This is a genomic window from Vibrio penaeicida (assembly GCF_030689305.1).
Lineage (GTDB): Bacteria > Pseudomonadota > Gammaproteobacteria > Enterobacterales > Vibrionaceae > Vibrio > Vibrio penaeicida_B.
On record NZ_JAUYVM010000007.1, the window covers coordinates 112204 to 132630 of the forward strand.

Here is a 20427-nt window from a genome sequence, read left to right on the forward strand (position 1 = left end):
TGAATCTTATCGCGAGACCATTTGTTACGGATAATATAGTCTTAGAGTTTTGATTCTTTTTTAGTGGAGTTTTGTCGTAGAGTGTAAAAAAGCACTAGAGCTCTAGTGCTTTTTATAAAAATAATTATTTGTTGACTAATTCCATGTATTCAGCGACACCTTCTGCCACTGTTTTAAACTCATGATCACAACCCGCAGCGCGAAGGTTAGACATGTCCGCTTGGGTGTATTCTTGGTAAGCGCCTTTCAAATGCTCAGGGAACGGAATCGTTTCAATTTCTCCTTTACCATGGAAAGCGATCACGGCTTTCGCCACTTCTTCAAAGGACTCTGCATTGCCTGTACCAAGGTTGAAAATGCCGGATACGCCATTTTCTAAGAACCAAAGATTGACCGCCGCTACATCGCCAACATAAACAAAATCACGAATGAATTGCTCACTGCCTTCAAATAATTTTGGGTTTTCGCCTGCGTTCATTTGATTATTTAGGTGGAAAGCAACGGACGCCATTGAGCCTTTGTGATCTTCACGAGGACCGTACACATTGAAATAGCGGAAGCCTGTTACTTGAGGCAGTGTTTCACCGTGTGCGACCGCATCTTCCCAAACTTTGCGAACGTAATTATCGAATTGTTGCTTGGAGTAACCGTATACATTAAGGGCGCCTTCGTATTCTTTTTCTTCTTTGAAAACTGTAGTTTCACCGTAAGTCGCAGCAGAAGAGGCATATAAGAAGGGGATTTCGCGTTCTAAGCAGTAGTGAAGTAGCTCTTTGGAATACTCATAGTTGTTGAGCATCATGTATTTGCCATCCCACTCGGTGGTGGCTGAGCAGGCACCTTCGTGAAATACAGCGTCAATAGGGCCAAAGTTTTCGCCCGACATGATTTGAACTAAAAAGTCATCACGATCCATGTAATCAGCGATATCAAGGTCAACGAGGTTTTTGAACTTTTTGCCGTTTTTTAAGTTATCTACAACTAGGATGTCGTTGATGCCTTGTTCGTTTAGGGCTTTGATAATGTTGCTGCCAATCATGCCAGCGCCGCCAGTTACAATGATCATGTTTTCACCAAGCTTTAAATTGAGTTGTTGCGAGTGTACCAAATAAGGCGCTAAAAAATACAGAGGCATAGCGCCTCTGTATTGTATTTTGTTCTTATTGATTTATACCTACGTTCCTCTATGGCTGAGGAACCGTGTTCTTTCTTGTAAACCAAGGCGAGGCTGAATCTGTTAGGCTAAACAAGTCGTGTTCCTTATTGAGCTTTTGACCGCCGTCTCGAGTCAGAGGTTGCCAATCAAATTTCGCTCTGTTTCGGCTTGGTTTTACCGTCATAACGTCGAATGGAATCGAGATGTAAAACCCTTTGGTAAAGCTGCCTTCGCCAAATTCTTCAGCGGATAAATTGCTCAAGCTAGCGTAAGCGCCTACTATCACCCCACTTTTGAATTGCTTAGAGAAATCCCCACGAACACCCACATCCTGAGCGAGGTACTGACCAACATCAACCTTGAACAGAGTGTCATCCAGCCACGACCACTTTGGCATATAGTAACCCGAAACGAAGCCGGTATAGCCTTTGTCTAACACTTTGAATGAGCGACCATCCGCAGCACTGTATTGAGTGTCTTGCTGGTATACACCAAACCAGCTATCTGGATCGCGCTGCGCAACAAGGTTGATGTCTGCACCAATAGCCCAGTTCTTTCCTCTTGGGCGATAAAGCCATTCCGTTCCCACACCAGCAAACATACTTTCTAGGTAACCTGCATAAGTTTGTTGATAAATGCTGTCGCCGAAATTATCAAACCAAGTCAGTTGAAGCGTGTCCATTCTGACTGGGTTGTCGTGGAAATACATCCGACCCAATGAGCGAACTCTAGGGGGAACCGTTGTGCCATCTGGTGGCACGATAAAGTTTAGCTCAGGGTAATTGTCGTATAAATTGACTTGGATTGAGCTAGATGCTTGAAGCTGGTTTGTTAACCAATAACTGGCTTCACCACGAACACCGAGATTGAAAATATAAAACTCTTCGGGCTCTGCTATCGATTGACGTAGCGTTGGTGAAACTCCGTAATATAAGCGATCGGCGCCATCATGCACCTGTTTACCACGGACTTTAGTATCCGTACTGACGCTTGAAGCATCAGAAATGTATGGATTGATGTAGCTGACATTAGCAATGCGTTCGTATTTTTTCGCATCAATGTCGGTGGCTTCGGTTGCGATGTGCTGTTGCGTATTGATCACTTTGTACGTGTTGATGGATTTAGGTAGTTGATTGCGCAAAATGGCAGCCGCTCGCTCGTGGGCGATCTCTGAGTCTCGATATTTAACTTGCTCACCGGAGACAATCACAGTCGTGTCATCCACATGAACTTTAACACCCTCATAGCCCGCGACCAGCGCAAGTTGTTTTTCGAGTGATGGCCAATCTACGTCATTGACATTTTCTGGCTGCTCATTGCTCGGGCGAGGAATAGGTTCGTCACGCCATTGTGATGCCAGTTCATTGTAGTTAGTGCGAAGGCTGAACCCTGCAGAAACGGTGTCTCCCCGTTCGTAGCTTAAGCGGAGATCAATATTTCGATGCGCGCGATAAATTAAACCAACGTTTATGGGTGTGTGCTGAGTCATATCGACTTCGTAGAAATCCCCAGAGTTATGTCGGGTCGGGAAGTCTTCAGAGTAATCATTGGTATCGTATTCCACTTTTAAACTAAGTGGTTGATAGGGTGTTTGATATTCGACGCCACCATAGATGGCGGCAGGGCCTTTGAACCAGCGATGGTAATCCACTTCGCCGCCAGTGCCGCCAAAATCTTTTGGTCGCTCACAGAATTTGTCGTTGGCTTTGCAAAATGGATTGGTCACGTTACCGTGCATGCCCATATAGCCCCAACCCATACCTAATGTGAAGTCGAATACACCGTAATCATTGGTGTAGACCTTTTTGGATGCGGCGATGAACTCGCCATCAAACAAGCCAGTCCCGCCAAAGTCTCGGACACCCGCTGCTACTTCCGGTAACCAACGGCTTCCTTCCAATAAACGGAATTTAAAATCGATGCCTTTATCCAGATAAGGGCTGTCCCCACTGAACTCTTGGGCACCCATCCGCTTGTTTGGCACGATCGCGTAGCGAATGGTCGCTTCGAACCATGGAAAAAGAGCGATTGATGCATTGTACATGCGATATTCATGGTTGATGTTTGCGCTTAAATTGAACTCCCCTTCTGGTGCCATTCTCCCTGTTGGCATCTTGATGAGACCAACACCGCCAAAGTCCATTTGGGATGGCGTGTAAGAGGCAGGTTGGAATACAGTGTCTGTAGATTCTGCGTTAGCGTAAAACGCAGCGAATAGAGAAAGGGTTAGCATTGATTGGCGAAACATCATTTATCCACCGCGTATCTAAGAAGTTGAGCTATGTCTTTGTTTGTTTCCGGAGTATCTCTGGAACCAATGAATATCTTTGAGCTTGGGCTTATGTAATAGCGATCTGGCTGCCAATAACCTAGTTTTGTTTGAATGAGATCACCGTTGGCATGAATAATATAGGTTTGATCTAAATCGCCAAATTCAGATAGCTCAAGACTATTCAAATAAGCCGTGAGGTCTCGACTATCTAATAATGGGGTATGAGTTGGATTTTTAACGTGCCCTAGAATACGAACTTGATTGTTTCGTGGGGAGACATAAAAATCATAGCGCCCAGACAGTAAGGGGTCTAATTCGGGTTTTAACCGAACGAGATCGTAATCTAGGCTTACCCATTCGCGACCAACAAAATGCATCGCTTTAAGTTGATTCAGAAGGTGTAGGCTTTGCTCAGAGTTCTCACGAGTTAGGCGCTTAAATATTGAATGTTTAAGGCCGTCAACTTTGGCTTGCTGCTTAGTACTCGCCAATACACCACCTTCAAAAAACAACGCTTCTTTATATTGTGCTTGTGTGTCTGCTATGACCTGGGATAGCTGACTTGGCAGCATATAGTTTAGATTTAATTTTTGGTTGGGAAGGTGGACGGTCAGTTGATGTGATGACGCTAAGGTACTAAATACCAGTGTACAGGCAAGCACGGTATTTAGTAGTGAGGTAAGTAAAGTTCTCATAATAAGGTTACCTTGCTGGCGCAAATGTTTTCAATATGGTCATTTCGAATTTATTCATATTTGGACCGATATACTGAATCGATTTCATTGTTTCACCTGCATCGGTAATCCAGTAACTATTGGTAAAGGCTTCATTTAGCTCATTAAAATTGACGTGTTCATCAATTTTATTGGTTTCCAGCGTCCACTGGCTTGTGCTTATCGTTTCTTGTTTTATGAACGTTGAATTAACCGATGCACTAAAATGGTAGCGGTAGTCAGGAGACCAATCATAAACAGCGAACCATTGGCTATCTGTGATGATGCCCGTTGATATACCTTTACCGGAAATATTGATGAGATTGCTGCCGTCAAATCCCAATGTTTTTACGATTCGACCTTGTTCCGTTGCTATCATCGATCCATCTGTAGATGCCCATTTTAGTCGAGTATTACCTGTTGTCGGATTTAAGTCAGCAAATGCTAACACCATGAATACTTGGCGACCGTCATTGATGCGTAAATAGGTACTGGCGTACGGGAGGCTGGAAATTTCTTCTTGGCTAAGTGTGACATCATCAGAAGCTGAAAAGGCTTCGGATAAGCTGCTGCCCACATCGTTCATCTTCTGAGTACAGCCTAGTAAGAAAGAAACCACAGAAAGATAAATCAATGTACGCAATGAAAAATTTGAAAGCACAGTCGTATGATCCTACAGATAAAAAATCGCCCTGAACCAGTCAGGGCGATTGCATAGCGATATCAGATTACTGAGATACAGACGTAGACGTAGTACCAGAATCTGCAACTGCAACTGCAACTACAGCAGCAGCAGCAACGCCACCAACGATTGCAGTGGTAGTACCTACTGCAGCACCAGTAGCGCCAGCGCCACCTGCAGCACCGCCACCTGAAGCGGCTGTTGAGCTGCTTTCGCCAGCAGCAAAAGCGTTACCTGCAGCACCTAGTGCAACCAGCATTGCTAGAGCGATATATTTCATTATTTATCCTTACTTATTTACATCGATGTAATGAGGTGATGAAATTCTCCTCAAGGCTATTCTAGTGTACACACTCAGATAAAGTAAATAATCAGTATGCAGATCAGACCATATTTAACGAAGAAAGTTGAAATTCATTGTTTAATGTATGGTCTCATTGTGCACTAATCATTAAGCCATTGAATAATCTATTCGGAGTATAGTGTGAAAACAAAAGTGAAAATAGTTCTAGGTGCTCTAGATCTGTTTAATGAGCATGGCGAACGGAATGTGACTACTAACCATATCGCAGAACACCTTTCCATGAGCCCTGGTAATCTCTATTACCACTTTCGCAACAAAGAGGAAATTGTTCGAGGTATTTTTAAGCTTTACGAGGAAGAGTTGCTTCGCCAGTTTTCGCCAAGTATTGATTCGAAAGATGCTGTGAGTTTGTTTGAGCATTACATGAACAGTATTTTTGCTTTAATGTGGAGGTTCCGTTTTTTTTACTCCAATCTCCCTGACATTCTCGCTCGAGACCCAAAATTACATCGCGACTATTTATCTGTGCAAGAGCAGTTGCGTGCGAATTTGCTTTTGATATGCGAGTCCTTCCAGTCGTTAAATTTGATTAATATTGATGAGACGGAAAAGAGCGAGCTGCTCACGACTATTCATTTCATTGCGACAAACTGGTTTAGTTATCAAAGTGCCATAACCGCACATGAAAAAGTCACAGAACAAGATGTCGCCAACGGGATAAGGCAAATGGTGAGTGTGATGAAGCCTCATGCTACGGTGGTAGGTAAAGGTATTTTAAATCAATTCGTTAGGTGCTTGTAAATAAGCGGAAATCATTAGGTGAATATGAGCTGTGGGCACTCTTTTTACAACATTCCGTTGAAGGGTTTAATACAATATTTCTAATGCTGATTTATGGCCTGTCATTCCATATCTAATTACTAAACAGTAAGTTAAATTTTATTACCAATGATATTTCATGTGGATCTATAGCTCGTTGCTGGGCTTTGTTGTCATTTCCTAAATATATGACGCTTTTTTATCAGTTTACAGAGCTACTTCGTTGAGATTTGATTCTCGTTGTGGATAATGGTGTCGCAATAATAGGGCTTGACTGAAAAACAACAACATTAGCCCTAATTAAACACTCATTCGATAGATGAAAACGCAATGTGGCTATGCGTGTGCTAATGGGCGGTAGCGTGCTTAAACACCAAGCTTTGTTGCGTTAGGACAATCATTCCCGTGTATAAGATTCAGTTCAACTCTTTGTTTACCTCCATCAAGCCGATTGGATATTTAGTGGTATTTTTACCACTGGGTATGACTTCATTTTTTTCCTACGCATCTCCTTGGCTCGAAGCCAAAGATCCCTTTTTGCGTTCTGATGTAACGCTCCTTTCTGATGCTGGTTTGTTGCAGTCTTCAGTCAATCATTATCCTTTGCGATGGGCTTCTATTGGCGATGATTTAGATAAATCGCATTATGACAATGAAAGTCTTGCCCGAGCCAATGAGCATGTTAGTTATGCTTTAAATTCAGCCAAATATTCAAGGGGCAACCGTTCGGCTAAAGTTGTGATCGGAAGCGAACCTTCTCCTTCCGTTGGTTTTGGGCAATTTAATCAAGACGAATGGGGGGCTTACGCATCGTATGAAGCATTGGAGAATAGCTTCGCTTTTCGAGTTTCAACAGGTTACGCAAAGCAAAATGGCGATGATCAGTTTGTTTGGGATGATAGCTACTTGTCTCTCAATGCCGGAGCTTGGTTGTTCTCTATTGGTAAGTTAGACAAATGGTGGGGGCAAGGTTGGCAACACAATCTTGTACTGGGCAGTTCTAGCTCGTCAACAGCGGATCTGAGTGCGAGTTATATCGGTAAAAATACCTTTTTAGGTGGTTGGAGTGCAGAAGCGATTGTGGGCTTTGCTGATGATGCAAGTTTTGAACGGTTCAGTGCTTCACGGTTTACCTCCAAGCCTTTGGATTGGTTGGATCTAGGCGTTACTTATCAAACTTGGTTTGACGGAACAAAGATTCATAGTGGGGATAAGCAGCTTGCTGTCGATGCGAAAGCTTCTTTGCCATCATTTGAGCGTCTATACCATTCTATTTATGCCGAAATTGCTTCAACCCATGATATTTCTGAAGCTGGTGCTTATCTTTACGGTTGGACAGGTCAACTTGACGCATTCAACCAGACTTGGCGCTTAGTGCTTGAAAGGCAGGAGTCTACAGCAGCTAAAGAGAACGATAATGCCCAAGGTTGGACTAATGATATGTACCCCTCATCTCACGATGGCATATCTCGTAATACGTATTTGCTAGACAAAAGTACATCCGCCTCTCTCTATCTGCAAATGGAAAATGACCATAAGCTTAGCGTTGTATTACAGGACTCGTATCAAGATCAAAATCGATACAAAAATACCAATGTCACTTATCAATTTCCTGCAGTCGCGGGAATGGTTCACGCCGGTATTGGTTATAGCCAACAGACTGGGGATAAGACAGAAAACTCGACGTCTGTCTGGACCGGGTACGAGTTTCGATTCTAAGTGACGAGTTTCGCAGGCAAGTATCTTACTTCGATTCTTACAATGACAACTATCTTTCTACAAGCGGTCAGCACCTAAGTTTTCGCTGACACATAAAAGTGAAGTTAACCATGCACAACATCTTTAAGACTCCGTTTCTTGCGTTTTGCATCTCAGCGTTGAGCGCCAATGCAATTGCAAATACACCAACACCCGCGCAAATGGCGCAGTTTAAGAGTTTACCTAAAGCGCAGCAGGAGCAATTGGCTCGCCAATACGGTATTGATTTAAACGCACTACAGCGAACAGGGCAGCCTAGTCAAGACATAAGCTCAAATAACACTCAACTGCCTGAGCGTACTCTTTCGACAAAAAATTTAGAAAATGATGTTGCAAGCTACGAAGAGCAAGATGGTCTAAAACACTTTGGCTACGACGTATTGTTAGGTGAGCCTCAAGGGTTTACGCCGACGGATACGCTACCCGTTCCATTGGATTATGTGATGGAATCAGGTGATGAGATTAAAGTGCAGCTTTACGGTAAGACTAACCAAGAGTATCGATTAAAAGTAGATCGAGAAGGAAAGGTATATTTCCCTGAATTCGGACCATTGGCAGTAGCAGGGCAGACTTTCTCTCAAGTGCGTGCGCAAATAACGCAACTTGTGGAGCAAAAAGTGCTAGGTGTTGATGTAGCAGTCACCATGGGCAGCATGCGCACAATGCAAGTATATATTGTGGGAGAGACCAATCAGCCAGGCGCGTATAACGTGAACGGACTGACTACGATAACTCAAGCACTTGTTGCAAGTGGCGGGGTAAAAGAGTCGGGCAGCCTTCGTCAGATACAGCTTAAGCGGAAAGGAGAAACAGTCGCGACTCTCGACCTTTATGATCTGCTCATTAGTGGAAACACCTCTTCTGATGTACGTTTACTTGCAGGTGATACGTTGTTTATTCCAGCTAAATCATCGAGTATTGAAATCGATGGTGAAGTACTTCGCCCTGCTATTTATGAGCTTGGTGGTGCAACAACATTATCAGGTGTGATTAAGCTTGCTGGTGGTGTTTTACCTCAAGGTTATTTATCGAAAATTAATGTTCGACGCCAGACATCTCAAGGGCAAGAGCAATTTACTTTGGATTTAACGGAGGCTTCTGGTCGTGATTTTTCTATAAAGTCAGGCGACAAAATAGAAGTTGCACCCTCTTCAAGCAACCTAAAAGGAGCCGTCGCGGTACGTGGTGAAGTGATTCGCCAAGGTGCATTGAGCTACAAAAAAGGCATGCGCGTGTCCGATGTGATCAGCTCCGCTAACGATGATCTAAAACTGAATGCCGATTTGACTTATGCATTGATTGTGCGTGAAGTGAATGCCAACCGTGACATCGAAGTGATTCAGTTTAACTTAGGGCAAGTGCTAAAAAGTCACCGTTCTACCGAAAATATCAAATTGAAAGAACGTGACCAGATCTTTGTGTTTGATAACGGGCTTGAACTGGACTATTGGTATGGCGAGCAAAAGAATCAAAAAGTAGAAGGTAAAGAGAAGCTTACTGAAAAACATCAGGAATTGGTTGATGAAGAAACAGGCGCAGTTGTATTGAATGAGCAAGTGAATGAAATTGCAGTTCAAAATGTAGATACAGTAGCCCAAGCAGATAACATCAAGCAATCTAGCCGCGAACAATTACTCAACCCTATTATTGAACGCTTAAAAGCCCAGTCGAGTTTTAAAAAACCGGCGAAGTTGGTGGAAGTCTCAGGTGCAGTCAAGTTCCCTGGTACTTACCCGCTGCCTGCGGGTGAAACGTTGGAGAAAATCATAGAAGCAGCAGGTGGTTTAAGTGAACGAGCTTACCTCACTCAAGCTGAGATCACACGTAGCCAAAGAGTGGGAGAAAGCTTTGAATCACGCCATATACCGTTTTCTTTGCGTGATGCACTCAATGGAGATTCTAACCTAGAACTTCAAGCTCAAGATCATGTAGTTATTAAAACTCAACCAAACTGGCAGCAAGATATGGTAATTGAGCTGCAAGGTGAGGTTGTTTTCCCTGGAAAATACACTTTTCAACGTGGCGAAACACTGAGTGATGTGATTAATCGCGCTGGCGGCTTGACAGAGTACGCTTATGCAAAAGGTGCAGTATTTAGTCGATTAAGGCTTAAACGCCAAGAGCAAGAGCGCTTACGATTATTGAATATGCAGCTAAAGCAAGAAATTGGCAATCTAGCACTGAGGCGTCAAAATTCTGCTGCGACTTATACTACGCCGCCAGCACAAGCGATGGAAATTGCAGAAGAGCTCTCTAAAACAGAAGCAGTGGGTCGTTTGGTAATCAATTTGCCAGAAGCGATGGACGAAGACCCAATCTCGGATCTTATGCTAGAGAAAGGCGATAAGTTATATATTCCAGCTAAAAATCCAACCATTAGCGTTATGGGGGAGGTTCAATACTCGTCCAACCATACTTTCCGCCCAGATATGACTGTAGAAGAGTATTTAGAGTCGGCAGGTGGTACTAAAAAACAAGCTGATACAGATCGTATTTACATCGTGAGAGCGGACGGTTCAGTAATGCTACCAAACAACTCATTCTGGTTTAGCCGAAAAGACAAATCCCTTGCACCAGGTGACACCATCATAGTGCCAATTGATACAGATTACCTAGATGGGCTAAGTACACTGACCTCGGCAACACAGATCCTGTACCAAATTGGTGTAGCTTGGAAAGCTATTTCAGACTAATCAAACACTTAATACCATTCTCACAATATACATTTGGAGTATGATTAACTTCGCGCTCTATTTTTAGGTAACACTATGAATCAACAATTACCGCCAAACCAGCCTTATACACCCTATTATCCCCAATCCCTAGTCGCGGAAAATGATGAAATCGATTTGAGAGAGCTCTTTTCAGCACTGTGGAAAGGGAAGTGGGTAATCATTTTATTTACTATAGTATTTGCTGCTGGCGGTGTTTTTTATGCGCTTTCACAGCCCAATACTTACAAAGCAACTGCTATATTAGCTGCGACCAGCGACAACGGAAAGGGTGGTATGGCCGCAATGGCCGCTCAATTTGGTGGCTTAGCTTCTTTAGCTGGCATTAACCTAGGTGGAGGTGGAACCGATAACAAAGCTATGGCACTTGCGGTACTTCAATCTCGCCAATTTATTAATGCGTTTATCCATAAGCACGATTTGTTGGTGCCATTGATGGCTTCGATTAGTTGGCATAAAGGTAGTGGTGAACTTGAATTAGATTCGGAATTATATGATTCCACAGCTAAGCAATGGATCCGGCAGGTAGCACTAGAGCAATCCGTAATCCCGACGGATTGGGAAGCACATAAAGCGTTCAAAGAAATTCTTTCTAGCTCAGAAGATAAGATTTCGGGATTAGTCAGCCTCTCTATAGCCCACTATTCGCCAATCATTGCACAGCAATGGGTTGAACTATTGATAATCGATCTTAATGAATGGATGAAAGACAAATCTTTGAATGAAACCCAAAGAAACATTGGCTACCTAGAGCAGCAACTGAAGAAAACTAACATTGCCGATATGCGAACAGTGTTTTTCCAGCTGATTGAAGAACAAACCAAAAACTTGATGTTGGCAGAAGTGGAAACTGAGTTTGCTTTTAAAACAATAGACCCAGCAGTAGTGCCAGAAGAAAAAGCTGGTCCGAAGCGTGCATTGATTTGCGTTCTAGGCGCACTTCTAGGCGGCATGCTAGGTGTCACAATAGTGTTAGTTCGATTTGCATTCAGAAAAAAGATGTTTAAGACCTGAATTTGAACACTAATACTAGCCAGTAAAACCGCATGAACTATCTATTTTAAAAGGGTTGCCCATATATCAGGCTGAGATCATGAATTACCTTTATTGGGAAAGGGTTCTGGCGTGGTTATTCCCTCCATCAAACTATCGATTATTTCACAAAATAGCAAGCTCAAAGACGATCGATTTGACGAGTAAATATGGCTGTGATCATATGCTTTAAAAATGGGTATATGGAAATATCACATGAACGGGAAAAAGCCTTTTGGACCATATACCTATCATTAGACCCGAGGCAATCCTGGAAAGTCTCTCATAGATTGGTCGACATAGTGTTTCTGGCGGTAACAGCCGTTATTGGTAACAGCCGTTATTACAGATGTAGAAAGGTCGGAGGCAATTGAAGATTTCGGTAAGGATAATCTGGATTGGCTTCGCCAATATGGAGAGTTTGAGAATGGTACTCCATATTGCTAGAGGTGAAGTCATTGCAATTGACGGTAAGACAGTGTGAGGCTCTTATGGCGATTCTCAAGGGTTAAGTGCTATCCATATGGCTAATGATTTTGCGACAGAAAATGGTGAGAGCCTTTGCCAACATAAAGTCTACGAGAAATCGAATGAGATCGCCGCGATCTAGGGCTTATTCGAGCCTCTGAAGGTTGTAGGTCGTTTAGTGAGCATAGGCGCGATGGCAGGGAAATCGCATGAATATGTCCATTTTTAAAGGGCTATACAAACATTAGGTTACACTAATTTAATGGGCGTTATTTACACTTATCAAATATCTAGCATCCAAAAAGGAGACGTTTGTAGATCATTTTTATTTTTTCTAATGGCTTTGTAACTAGCGGAGCCTAATTATGACTGAATTAACGAACCCATTTACGCGTATTAAAGTGATCAAATATTATCGGCAAGAAACGAAAGTAAACCACAAATTATCAGACATTATTTTTCTGCCATTTGTGGTGTTTTGTCGGGTCATGATACATGGGAAGGTATCGTAGATTTTGGTCGAATTAGAATCGAATTTTAATGCAGTATGGTGAGTTTGAGGAGGGTATTCCTTCATCCGATACGCTGGAGAGTGATGGGAATGATAAGTGCTAAGGCATTCCAGAGTGCGTTTGTTAATTGGATGAAAGCGTGCCATGTGCTGACGGATGGCGAGGTGATAGCCATTGATGGAAAGATGGTTCGAGGTGCCTACGATTAAGTCACGAGGGCAAGAAGCCAATCATACGGTCAATGCCTTTGCGACGGCGAACGGGATGCGCTTAGGACAATTGAAAGTAAGCACGAAGAAAAATGAGATAAAAGTTGTCCCTAAGTTATTGGAATTATTAGACACTCATAGTTAATTAGTGACGATATATGCAATGAGTTTTAAACGAAAAATAGCCCGAAAGATAGTGGAAATAAATGAGGACTATCTACTTGCTGCCAAGATAAATCAAGGGACATTAACCGAGCCTTTTCATGCTTAATTACAAATCAGTGATACTTCAACACTTTGATGGAGATAGTTACTCAAACTAAGATAAATCGCATAGACGATTAGAGACAAGAATTGCGTTAGTGAATAAAGATTTATCGGCTTTAGGGGATGTGGTGTATAAGTGGCTAGGCTTAAAAACGATGGGGATAATGGTTAACATTCGTCAAGAATCGGAGCACACAACAGCGCAAGATATGTCGGTGAGATTTTATATCAGATCTCGGGATTTGAGTGTGCAAGTGTTACACGGTTCAACGTGTTCACATTGGTAAATAGAGTCGATGCATAGGGTATTAGATACTGTGTTTCGAGAAGATGATTGCCGAATAAGAGTGGGCGATCGAGCAGAGGTTTTAGCAAGGAGCCGGCAGGTATGTTTGAACCTTTTAACGAACGAAAAAAGCTTTAAAAGTGGTGTCAAACGGAAAAGAATGCTGTGTGCAATGGATGAAAATTATTTAAGCAAGGTTCTGGGAAGCCAATAATGGTGAGGATGTTCACGCGCTTTACGTGGCAATCAAGGTCGTCTAGAGGCAGTATTTAATGATTATTTTCATATGGTATGATGCAACAGCACAATGGAGATTCGTATAGTACTCAAGAAAAACCGATAGGTCGTTTGGAGTTCGGCGGGCGCTCACCAACACTGATTTAAATGTTTTAGGCGATATAGAAATTGAGTGGCCAGAGCTAAAGACGACGATAGTGGTTAGCATAAGACAGGAAGTCGGTAGCGAAGGAGTGATAGTTCTCAACGAGATACTTCATAAGTTCAAAGAAATTATTAAGTTCGGTACATTTACATTGGTTAATAGAGTCATTGTACTGGATATTGGATACGACATTTGGAGAATATGCGTGTCGTCAACGAGCGGAAAGTTTTACGAGGATTAGGTAAATGTGTCTGAACTTATTAAAACGAGAAACGACGTTAAAGGCGAGCATAAAACACAAAAGAGCAATGTGTGTGATGAACCCTGAGTATCTTTTGAAAGTCCTAAGAAGTCTTAATTGATGGGAACGTTCATGATGTTTCCCTGATCTGGGTGGTTAAATAAAGGTTTTACAAAATTAAAGCGTCTAGTAATTAGAAGTATGTGCTTTAAAGAATATTGGAAGAGCAAAAAATATGAAAATTCTCGTCACTGGTGGTGCCGGCTTTATTGGTTCCGCAGTTGTTCGTCACATCATTGAAAATACCTCAGATAGTGTAGTCAATGTTGATTGTTTAACCTATGCAGGTAATCTTGAGTCTTTGGCTCTTGTCGATTCAAATGAGCGTTATACGTTTGAACAAGTCAACATTTGTAATCGTGTTGAGCTGAATCGTGTATTTGAAACGCATCACCCCGATGCTGTAATGCACTTAGCTGCTGAATCGCATGTTGACCGCTCAATTACGGGTCCCGCTGCCTTTATCGAAACCAATGTTGTTGGTACTTACACCTTGCTAGAAGCGACGCGCGAGTACTGGATCACGCAAGATGAGAGTAAAAAGAGCGCTTTTCGATTCCATCATATCTCGACAGACGAAGTGTACGGTGACTTGCCACATCCAGATGAAGTCCTCAAGAGCATCGATCTTCCTATGTTCTTGGAAACTACTCCATACGCTCCTTCAAGCCCATACTCGGCATCAAAAGCGTCAAGCGATCACTTAGTTAGAGCATGGTTACGTACCTACGACCTTCCAACTATAGTAACTAACTGTTCAAACAATTATGGACCATACCATTTTCCTGAGAAACTGATACCGCTAGTAATTCTCAACGCACTAGAAGGTAAAGACCTTCCCATTTATGGGGCAGGTGATCAAATTCGCGATTGGTTGTTTGTAGAAGATCATGCTCGTGCACTTTATAAAGTTGTGACAAAAGGTCAAGTCGGAGAAACTTACAATATTGGTGGTCACAACGAGAAGAAGAACTTAGAAGTCGTAGAAACTATATGCTCAATTCTGGATTCTTTAGTACCCAAAGAGTCGTCATATTCAGAGCAAATTACTTACGTGCAAGACCGCCCTGGTCACGATCGTCGTTATGCTATTGACTCAAGTAAGATGCAAAAAGAACTTGGTTGGACACCGATTGAGACGTTTGAAACTGGACTTCGAAAAACTGTCCAATGGTATTTGGACAACCAAACGTGGTGTCAAAATGTCCAAGATGGCAGTTACCAACGTGAACGCTTAGGCATTAGCTGATTGCGTTATCTCTTATACAATTATTTTAAGGTTCTAGAGCTTAGGTTTAACTAAGCCTAGTGACTTATCAACTTAGGACCGATTTCCAATGAAAGGAATTATTCTTGCTGGTGGCTCCGGTACTCGTCTATATCCAATCACACGAGGCGTATCGAAGCAGTTATTACCTGTTTACGATAAACCAATGATCTACTACCCATTATCCGTGCTCATGTTAGCGGGGATCCGAGAAGTTCTTATCATCACGACTCCCGAAGACCAAGATGGCTTCCTGCGCCTGTTGGGGAATGGTTCTGACTTTGGTATTGAACTGCAATACGCGATTCAAGCTACACCTGATGGTTTAGCTCAAGCATTTATTATTGGAGAAGAGTTCATCGGAGATGATAGTGTCTGCTTGGTACTTGGCGATAACATTTTCTATGGGCAAGGTTTTACTCCTATTTTGCAACGTGCTGCAAAAAAGGGGAGGGGAGCTACTGTTTTTGGGTATCAAGTAAAAGATCCAGAGCGTTTTGGCGTGGTGGAATTTGATGACGGTATGAAAGCCATTTCGATTGAAGAAAAGCCATTAGCACCTAGGTCCAATTATGCTGTGACGGGATTGTATTTTTACGATAATGACGTAGTTGAAATGGCGAAGCAAGTCAAGCCATCTCATCGTGGAGAACTTGAAATTACGACTTTGAATGAAATGTATCTCAATAACGATCTGTTAAATGTCGAGCTTTTAGGTCGAGGGTTTGCTTGGTTAGATACAGGGACACATGCAAGTCTTCAAGAGGCCTCATCTTTTGTAGAAACGATTGAAAATGTACAGGGCCTCAAAGTCGCTTGTTTAGAAGAGATTGCGTGGCGTCAAAGCTGGCTGTCGAATGAGCAGTTATATAAGTGTGGCTGTGATTTAGCTAAAAATGAGTACGGTCAATATTTACTAGCCTTATTGGATGAATAAATGAGAAAATTAATTAGTATCATTGACTTCCCTATTATTGGTGATGACAGAGGTTGTCTCGTTGCCTTAGAAGCTAACAAGATCATCCCTTTTGATATTAAACGTGTTTATTACCTATTTGGTATGCAGTCTAATTTTCCTCGAGGCTTTCATGCACATAAAGCACTTGTACAAGTAGCGGTCTGTTTAAAAGGTAGCTGCGATATTTTGATGGATGATGGTCATGAGAAGGGAATTGTGACATTGAATTCTCCAAGTCAAGGATTGCTGATTGATGTAATGCAATGGCATGAGATGAGCAACTTCTCTGAGGATTGCGTCTTAATGGTTCTGGCGAATGATGTCTATGATGAAATGGATTATATTCGAGTCTATAAGGACTTTATCGAAAAGGTTATTAAATGAAAATTCATCCTTTGAGTGATGTAGCTACACATCAGGTAGGTAAAGGTACAACAATATGGCAATTTTCAGTCGTACTTGCTGGGGCAAAAATTGGTAATGATTGTAATTTATGTGCACATACTTTTGTTGAAAACGATGTCATTTTAGGTGATAGAGTAACAATAAAAAGTGGAGTTTACTTATGGGATGGAATGGAGTTGGAGAATGATGTTTTTGTTGGTCCCTGTGTTGCGTTTACGAATGATAAATTTCCTCGGTCTAAACAGTACCCTGAGTCATTTCCTAAAATATTAATAAAAAATGGTGCATCTGTTGGCGCTAATGCCACTATTTTACCTGGCATAACGATTGGATGTAATGCAATGGTAGGTGCAGGGGCAGTAGTTATTAAAGATGTACCTGATAATGCAGTCGTAATCGGAAATCCAGCAAGAATTATTAAATATTTAGAGGCATAGAATAGCGTGATTCCATTCTTAGATTTGAAAAGTATTAATCAACAATATCAGTATGAATTAAAAGAGGCTTGTGCCCGTGTAATTGATTCGGGTTGGTATATTATGGGGGGTGAGCTAGAACAGTTTGAATCAAAGTTTGCCACATATTGTGGATCAAAATATGCCATCGGAGTGGCAAATGGTTTAGATGCACTAATTTTAGTCCTTCGTGCTTGGAAAGAAATGGGAAAGTTGGTCGATGGCGATGAAGTGATAGTTCCGGCTAATACCTATATTGCGAGTATTCTAGCAATCACTGAAAATGGACTTACACCAATATTAGTTGAGCCTGATCCTAGCTCTTATAACTTGACTAAGGCGGGCATTGAAGCCGCATTAACTCCCAGAACTAAAGTTATATTCCCTGTACACCTTTATGGTCTAATATCACCAATGCCTGAGATTAGGCAAATTTCCAAGCAATTTGATTTATTGGTGTTGGAGGATTGTGCACAATCTCACGGTGCTAAGATAGACGGTAACAAAGCTGGTAATTGGGGTGATGCCGCGGGCTTTAGTTTCTATCCTGGTAAAAACTTAGGTGCGTTAGGTGATGCTGGGGCAATTACTACAAATGATGATGAGTTAGCCCAAGTTATCAAGGCTTTACGTAACTACGGCTCCCATAAAAAATACGAGAACTTATACCAAGGTGTGAACAGTCGGCTGGATGAAATTCAGGCTGCAATGTTGAATGTTAAACTTAATTATCTTGATTCAGAAACAGGTCGCCGCCAAGAAATATCTAAACGTTATAGAGCTGAGATTAATAATCGGTTTATTATGCTGCCAACAGTGGAAAATGAAGATGAACATGTATGGCATTTATTTGTTGTTCGTTGTAAACAGCGTAAGGAGCTACAAAGTTGGCTGTCTAAACATAATATACAAATACTCATCCATTATCCAATTCCTCCTCATAAGCAAAAAGCGTTTGACAATTTTTCGCAATATAAACTTCCTGTGACCGAAACGCTTCATGATGAGGTTTTATCTTTGCCTATGGACCCAACTCTTCCCGAGGAATCTATAGATGAAATTATCAAAGTTATGAATGAATTTCTTCCTTGAGAGACTGTTTTTTTGAAAGTGCGATAAGGTAGTAAGTAAATTATGTTCTATAATTTTAATTTTAATTTTAATTTTAATTTTAATATTGGTTGGTTTAGAAATGAAAATTCTTGATTGTACTCTAAGAGATGGTGGTTACTATAATAACTGGGACTTTGATATCAGTATTGTAGATAGTTATTTAAAAGCAATGGCTGCGGCAGAAATTGATTATGTTGAGCTGGGCTTACGTAACTTTGCTAAAACTGGTTTCTTAGGCGCTTTCGCTTACACGACTGAAGACTTCATCAATACCTTAACTCTACCTGAAGGTCCAACTTACGGTTTAATGGTCGATGCTAAAACTATCCTTGAGTCTGGTATGCCAATTGAAGAAGCAATTGATGCGCTATTTGTACCAGCGGTCAACAGTAAAGTTGACTTAGTCCGTGTTGCAGCACACTTCAATGAAGTGGAGTTTTCAGCACCTATCGTTGCTCACTTAAAAAAACTGGGCTATATAGTAGGTTTTAACCTCATGCAAGCCGGTGGCAAACCCGATGAGGTCATTGCAAATAAAGCCAGCCAAGCCGAAAGATGGGAAGGTTTAGATGTCCTATACTTTGCTGATTCACTAGGCAATATGGATAGCCAAGAAGTCCATCGTATCGTAACAGCTCTTCGTACTCATTGGACTGGCCCTATGGGCATCCACACTCACAATAACATGGGAAAAGGATTAGATAATACACTTGCAGCAACGGAAGCCGGTGTTTCTTGGTTGGATACAACCGTGACAGGTATGGGACGCGGCGCTGGCAACACCCAAACTGAAAGCTTACTGGCTTACCTTGATAAAGGTGAGTCTAAATACCATCCAAAACCAATTTACGAATTGGTTATCCGCCACTTTGAGGTGATGCAAAAAGATTATGGTTGGGGTAGCAACTTACTGTACTTCTTAGGCGCGCAAAATGATGTACACCCGACTTATATTCAGAACCTATTATCTAGTACGCACTACGGAACTGATGAAATTATTGGCGCAATTGACTATCTTAGTAAGCTAGATGGTACTACGTCGTACAATGGTGCGGTACTTGATACGGCGTTGAGTTTCTCTGACAGTAAAGCTGAAGTGACCGGAAGCAAAGATGCACAAGGGCTCTTTGACGGTAAAGATGTACTCATCATTGCTAATGCTCCAAATACAGAGAAATACGCATCAGCGATTGAGATGTATATTAAGCACACTCAACCTGTTGTTATCTCAATCAATACAACAGCGCATATTGCCCCTAAGTTAGTTGACTACTACGCCATTTCTCATAACTCAAAATTCTTGTCAGAGTCAAAACTATACAAAGGGTTAGATAAACCAATCATCCTTCCAAAATGTCGTTTTACGACCTCAGAATTGTCAGAGCTTGAAGGTGTAAATCTGATTGATTATGGACTAGAGGTTGTAAAAAAGACGTTTGCGACTCAAGGCACTTACACAACTACACCATATGACATCACAACGGCATACATCCTCGGTGCTTTATTGGAATCAAACGTCAATGCGATTTCAGTGGTTGGTTTTGATGGTTATGCTCAAGATGACGTTCGTCAGCAAGAGATGGTAGACATTCTAAATCTTTACCATGTTCATGATAAAAGTAAAGAAATTAAGTCTTTGACTCCAACTAGCTACCCTATTGCTAAAGGTTCTGTTTATGCCCCCGTTAAGTAAATACGAGGTGTACATTTTTGATTGTGATGGAGTCATTCTAGATTCCAACCAATTGAAAATCGAAGCTATGAATAATGCGCTGGAAGCGCATTTTTCAGCTCAAGACCTTATAATTGAATGTGTCAATTATTTTCGTCGTAACTTCGGTAAGTCTCGCTTTCATCATGTAGCGTACTTTCTGGATAGTATCTTCGATATTGAAGAAGAAAAAAGAAGTGATCTTGAGCTGCTGGTTTTAGAAGATTTTTCCAAACAGTGTCGCGCTTTATATTTGACAGCAGAGCTGACACCAAGCTTTATGGCATTTCTTGAGCAGTGTGAAGGTAAACGATATGTTGCGAGTGGCTCAGAGCAAAGTGAACTAAGAGATGTTTTTGTCCAAAGAGGGCTTGATGCTCACTTTGATGGTGTGTTTGGCTCGCCAACACCGAAATCTGAACTTATCCGACATATTCTTGAGCAAGCACAAAACACGAATGCGGTCATGTTTGGTGATGCAGAAACAGATATGTTGTCAGCTCAACAGAACCATATCGACTTTGTGTTTTACGCGCCTTATTCTAATGTGAAAGAGAAGATGATTGAGCAATGCCACTTACAGCAGCACTTGATTATCGATGACTTTTCAACTGTGAGATTTTAA

General features: G+C 41.8%; 16 protein-coding genes and 1 pseudogene. 12 read left to right on the forward strand and 5 right to left on the reverse strand.

From position 1 onward, the window contains the following. Window positions 1-124: 124 nt before the first annotated feature. The 5 genes from rfaD to Q8W40_RS13025 form a co-directional block, all read right to left on the reverse strand. The gene (rfaD, locus tag Q8W40_RS13005) at window positions 125-1066 is read right to left on the reverse strand and encodes an ADP-glyceromanno-heptose 6-epimerase (protein ID WP_305397978.1); all 942 of its coding nucleotides are present in this window, start codon (window positions 1064-1066) and stop codon (window positions 125-127) included. Window positions 1067-1184: 118 nt separating this feature from the next. After that, the gene (locus tag Q8W40_RS13010; RefSeq protein WP_305397635.1) at window positions 1185-3407 is read right to left on the reverse strand and encodes a YjbH domain-containing protein; all 2223 of its coding nucleotides are present in this window, start codon (window positions 3405-3407) and stop codon (window positions 1185-1187) included. Next, the gene (locus Q8W40_RS13015; RefSeq protein WP_305397637.1) at window positions 3404-4123 is read right to left on the reverse strand and encodes a capsule biosynthesis GfcC D2 domain-containing protein; all 720 of its coding nucleotides are present in this window, start codon (window positions 4121-4123) and stop codon (window positions 3404-3406) included. Before Q8W40_RS13015 ends, Q8W40_RS13010 begins: the two co-directional genes overlap by 4 nt. 7 nt (window positions 4124-4130) lie before the next feature. Further along, window positions 4131-4802, reverse strand: coding sequence for a YjbF family lipoprotein (locus Q8W40_RS13020; protein ID WP_305397639.1), 672 nt, complete (start codon window positions 4800-4802; stop codon window positions 4131-4133). 67 nt (window positions 4803-4869) lie between these two features. Then, window positions 4870-5103, reverse strand: a complete 234-nt coding sequence (locus tag Q8W40_RS13025; RefSeq protein ID WP_305397641.1) for a hypothetical protein — start codon at window positions 5101-5103, stop codon at window positions 4870-4872. A gap of 204 nt (window positions 5104-5307) precedes the next feature. On the opposite strand from Q8W40_RS13025, the gene Q8W40_RS13030 reads away from it, so the two are divergent. The 12 genes and pseudogenes from Q8W40_RS13030 (at window position 5308) to Q8W40_RS13090 (ending at window position 20427) form a co-directional block, all read left to right on the forward strand. Beyond that, window positions 5308-5928, forward strand: a complete 621-nt coding sequence (locus Q8W40_RS13030) for a TetR/AcrR family transcriptional regulator (protein ID WP_305397643.1) — start codon at window positions 5308-5310, stop codon at window positions 5926-5928. 423 nt (window positions 5929-6351) lie between these two features. Further along, window positions 6352-7665, forward strand: a complete 1314-nt coding sequence (locus tag Q8W40_RS13035; RefSeq protein WP_305397645.1) for a capsule assembly Wzi family protein — start codon at window positions 6352-6354, stop codon at window positions 7663-7665. 110 nt (window positions 7666-7775) lie between these two features. Further along, a complete protein-coding gene (locus Q8W40_RS13040; protein ID WP_305397647.1) occupies window positions 7776-10397 on the forward strand; it encodes an SLBB domain-containing protein in 2622 nt (873 codons plus the stop codon). Between the two features lie 75 nt (window positions 10398-10472). Next, entirely contained in the window at window positions 10473-11450 is a 978-nt protein-coding gene (locus tag Q8W40_RS13045; protein WP_305397648.1) for a Wzz/FepE/Etk N-terminal domain-containing protein, read from the forward strand. An 851-nt stretch (window positions 11451-12301) separates the two neighbouring features. Further along, a pseudogene (locus tag Q8W40_RS13055) lies at window positions 12302-13424 on the forward strand (ISAs1 family transposase). Window positions 13425-14068: 644 nt separating this feature from the next. Next, window positions 14069-15142 (forward strand): dTDP-glucose 4,6-dehydratase, encoded by a 1074-nt coding sequence (rfbB, locus tag Q8W40_RS13060; RefSeq protein ID WP_305397650.1) that lies wholly within the window; start codon window positions 14069-14071, stop codon window positions 15140-15142. 88 nt (window positions 15143-15230) lie between these two features. Further along, window positions 15231-16097 carry a glucose-1-phosphate thymidylyltransferase RfbA gene (gene rfbA, locus Q8W40_RS13065; protein ID WP_305397652.1) on the forward strand — a complete coding sequence of 289 codons (867 nt, stop codon included), beginning with the start codon at window positions 15231-15233 and terminating at the stop codon, window positions 16095-16097. Continuing rightward, window positions 16098-16502: a sugar 3,4-ketoisomerase gene (locus Q8W40_RS13070; protein ID WP_305397653.1), complete on the forward strand. Its 405-nt coding sequence runs from the start codon at window positions 16098-16100 to the stop codon at window positions 16500-16502. Further along, entirely contained in the window at window positions 16499-16960 is a 462-nt protein-coding gene (locus Q8W40_RS13075) for an acyltransferase (protein WP_305397655.1), read from the forward strand. The genes Q8W40_RS13070 and Q8W40_RS13075 overlap by 4 nt, the downstream gene beginning before the upstream one ends. A 6-nt stretch (window positions 16961-16966) precedes the next feature. Beyond that, entirely contained in the window at window positions 16967-18070 is a 1104-nt protein-coding gene (locus Q8W40_RS13080; RefSeq protein ID WP_305397657.1) for a DegT/DnrJ/EryC1/StrS family aminotransferase, read from the forward strand. Between the two features lie 100 nt (window positions 18071-18170). After that, window positions 18171-19784, forward strand: coding sequence for an aldolase catalytic domain-containing protein (locus tag Q8W40_RS13085; protein ID WP_305397659.1), 1614 nt, complete (start codon window positions 18171-18173; stop codon window positions 19782-19784). Beyond that, window positions 19768-20427, forward strand: a complete 660-nt coding sequence (locus Q8W40_RS13090; RefSeq protein ID WP_305397660.1) for an HAD family hydrolase — start codon at window positions 19768-19770, stop codon at window positions 20425-20427. Before Q8W40_RS13085 ends, Q8W40_RS13090 begins: the two co-directional genes overlap by 17 nt.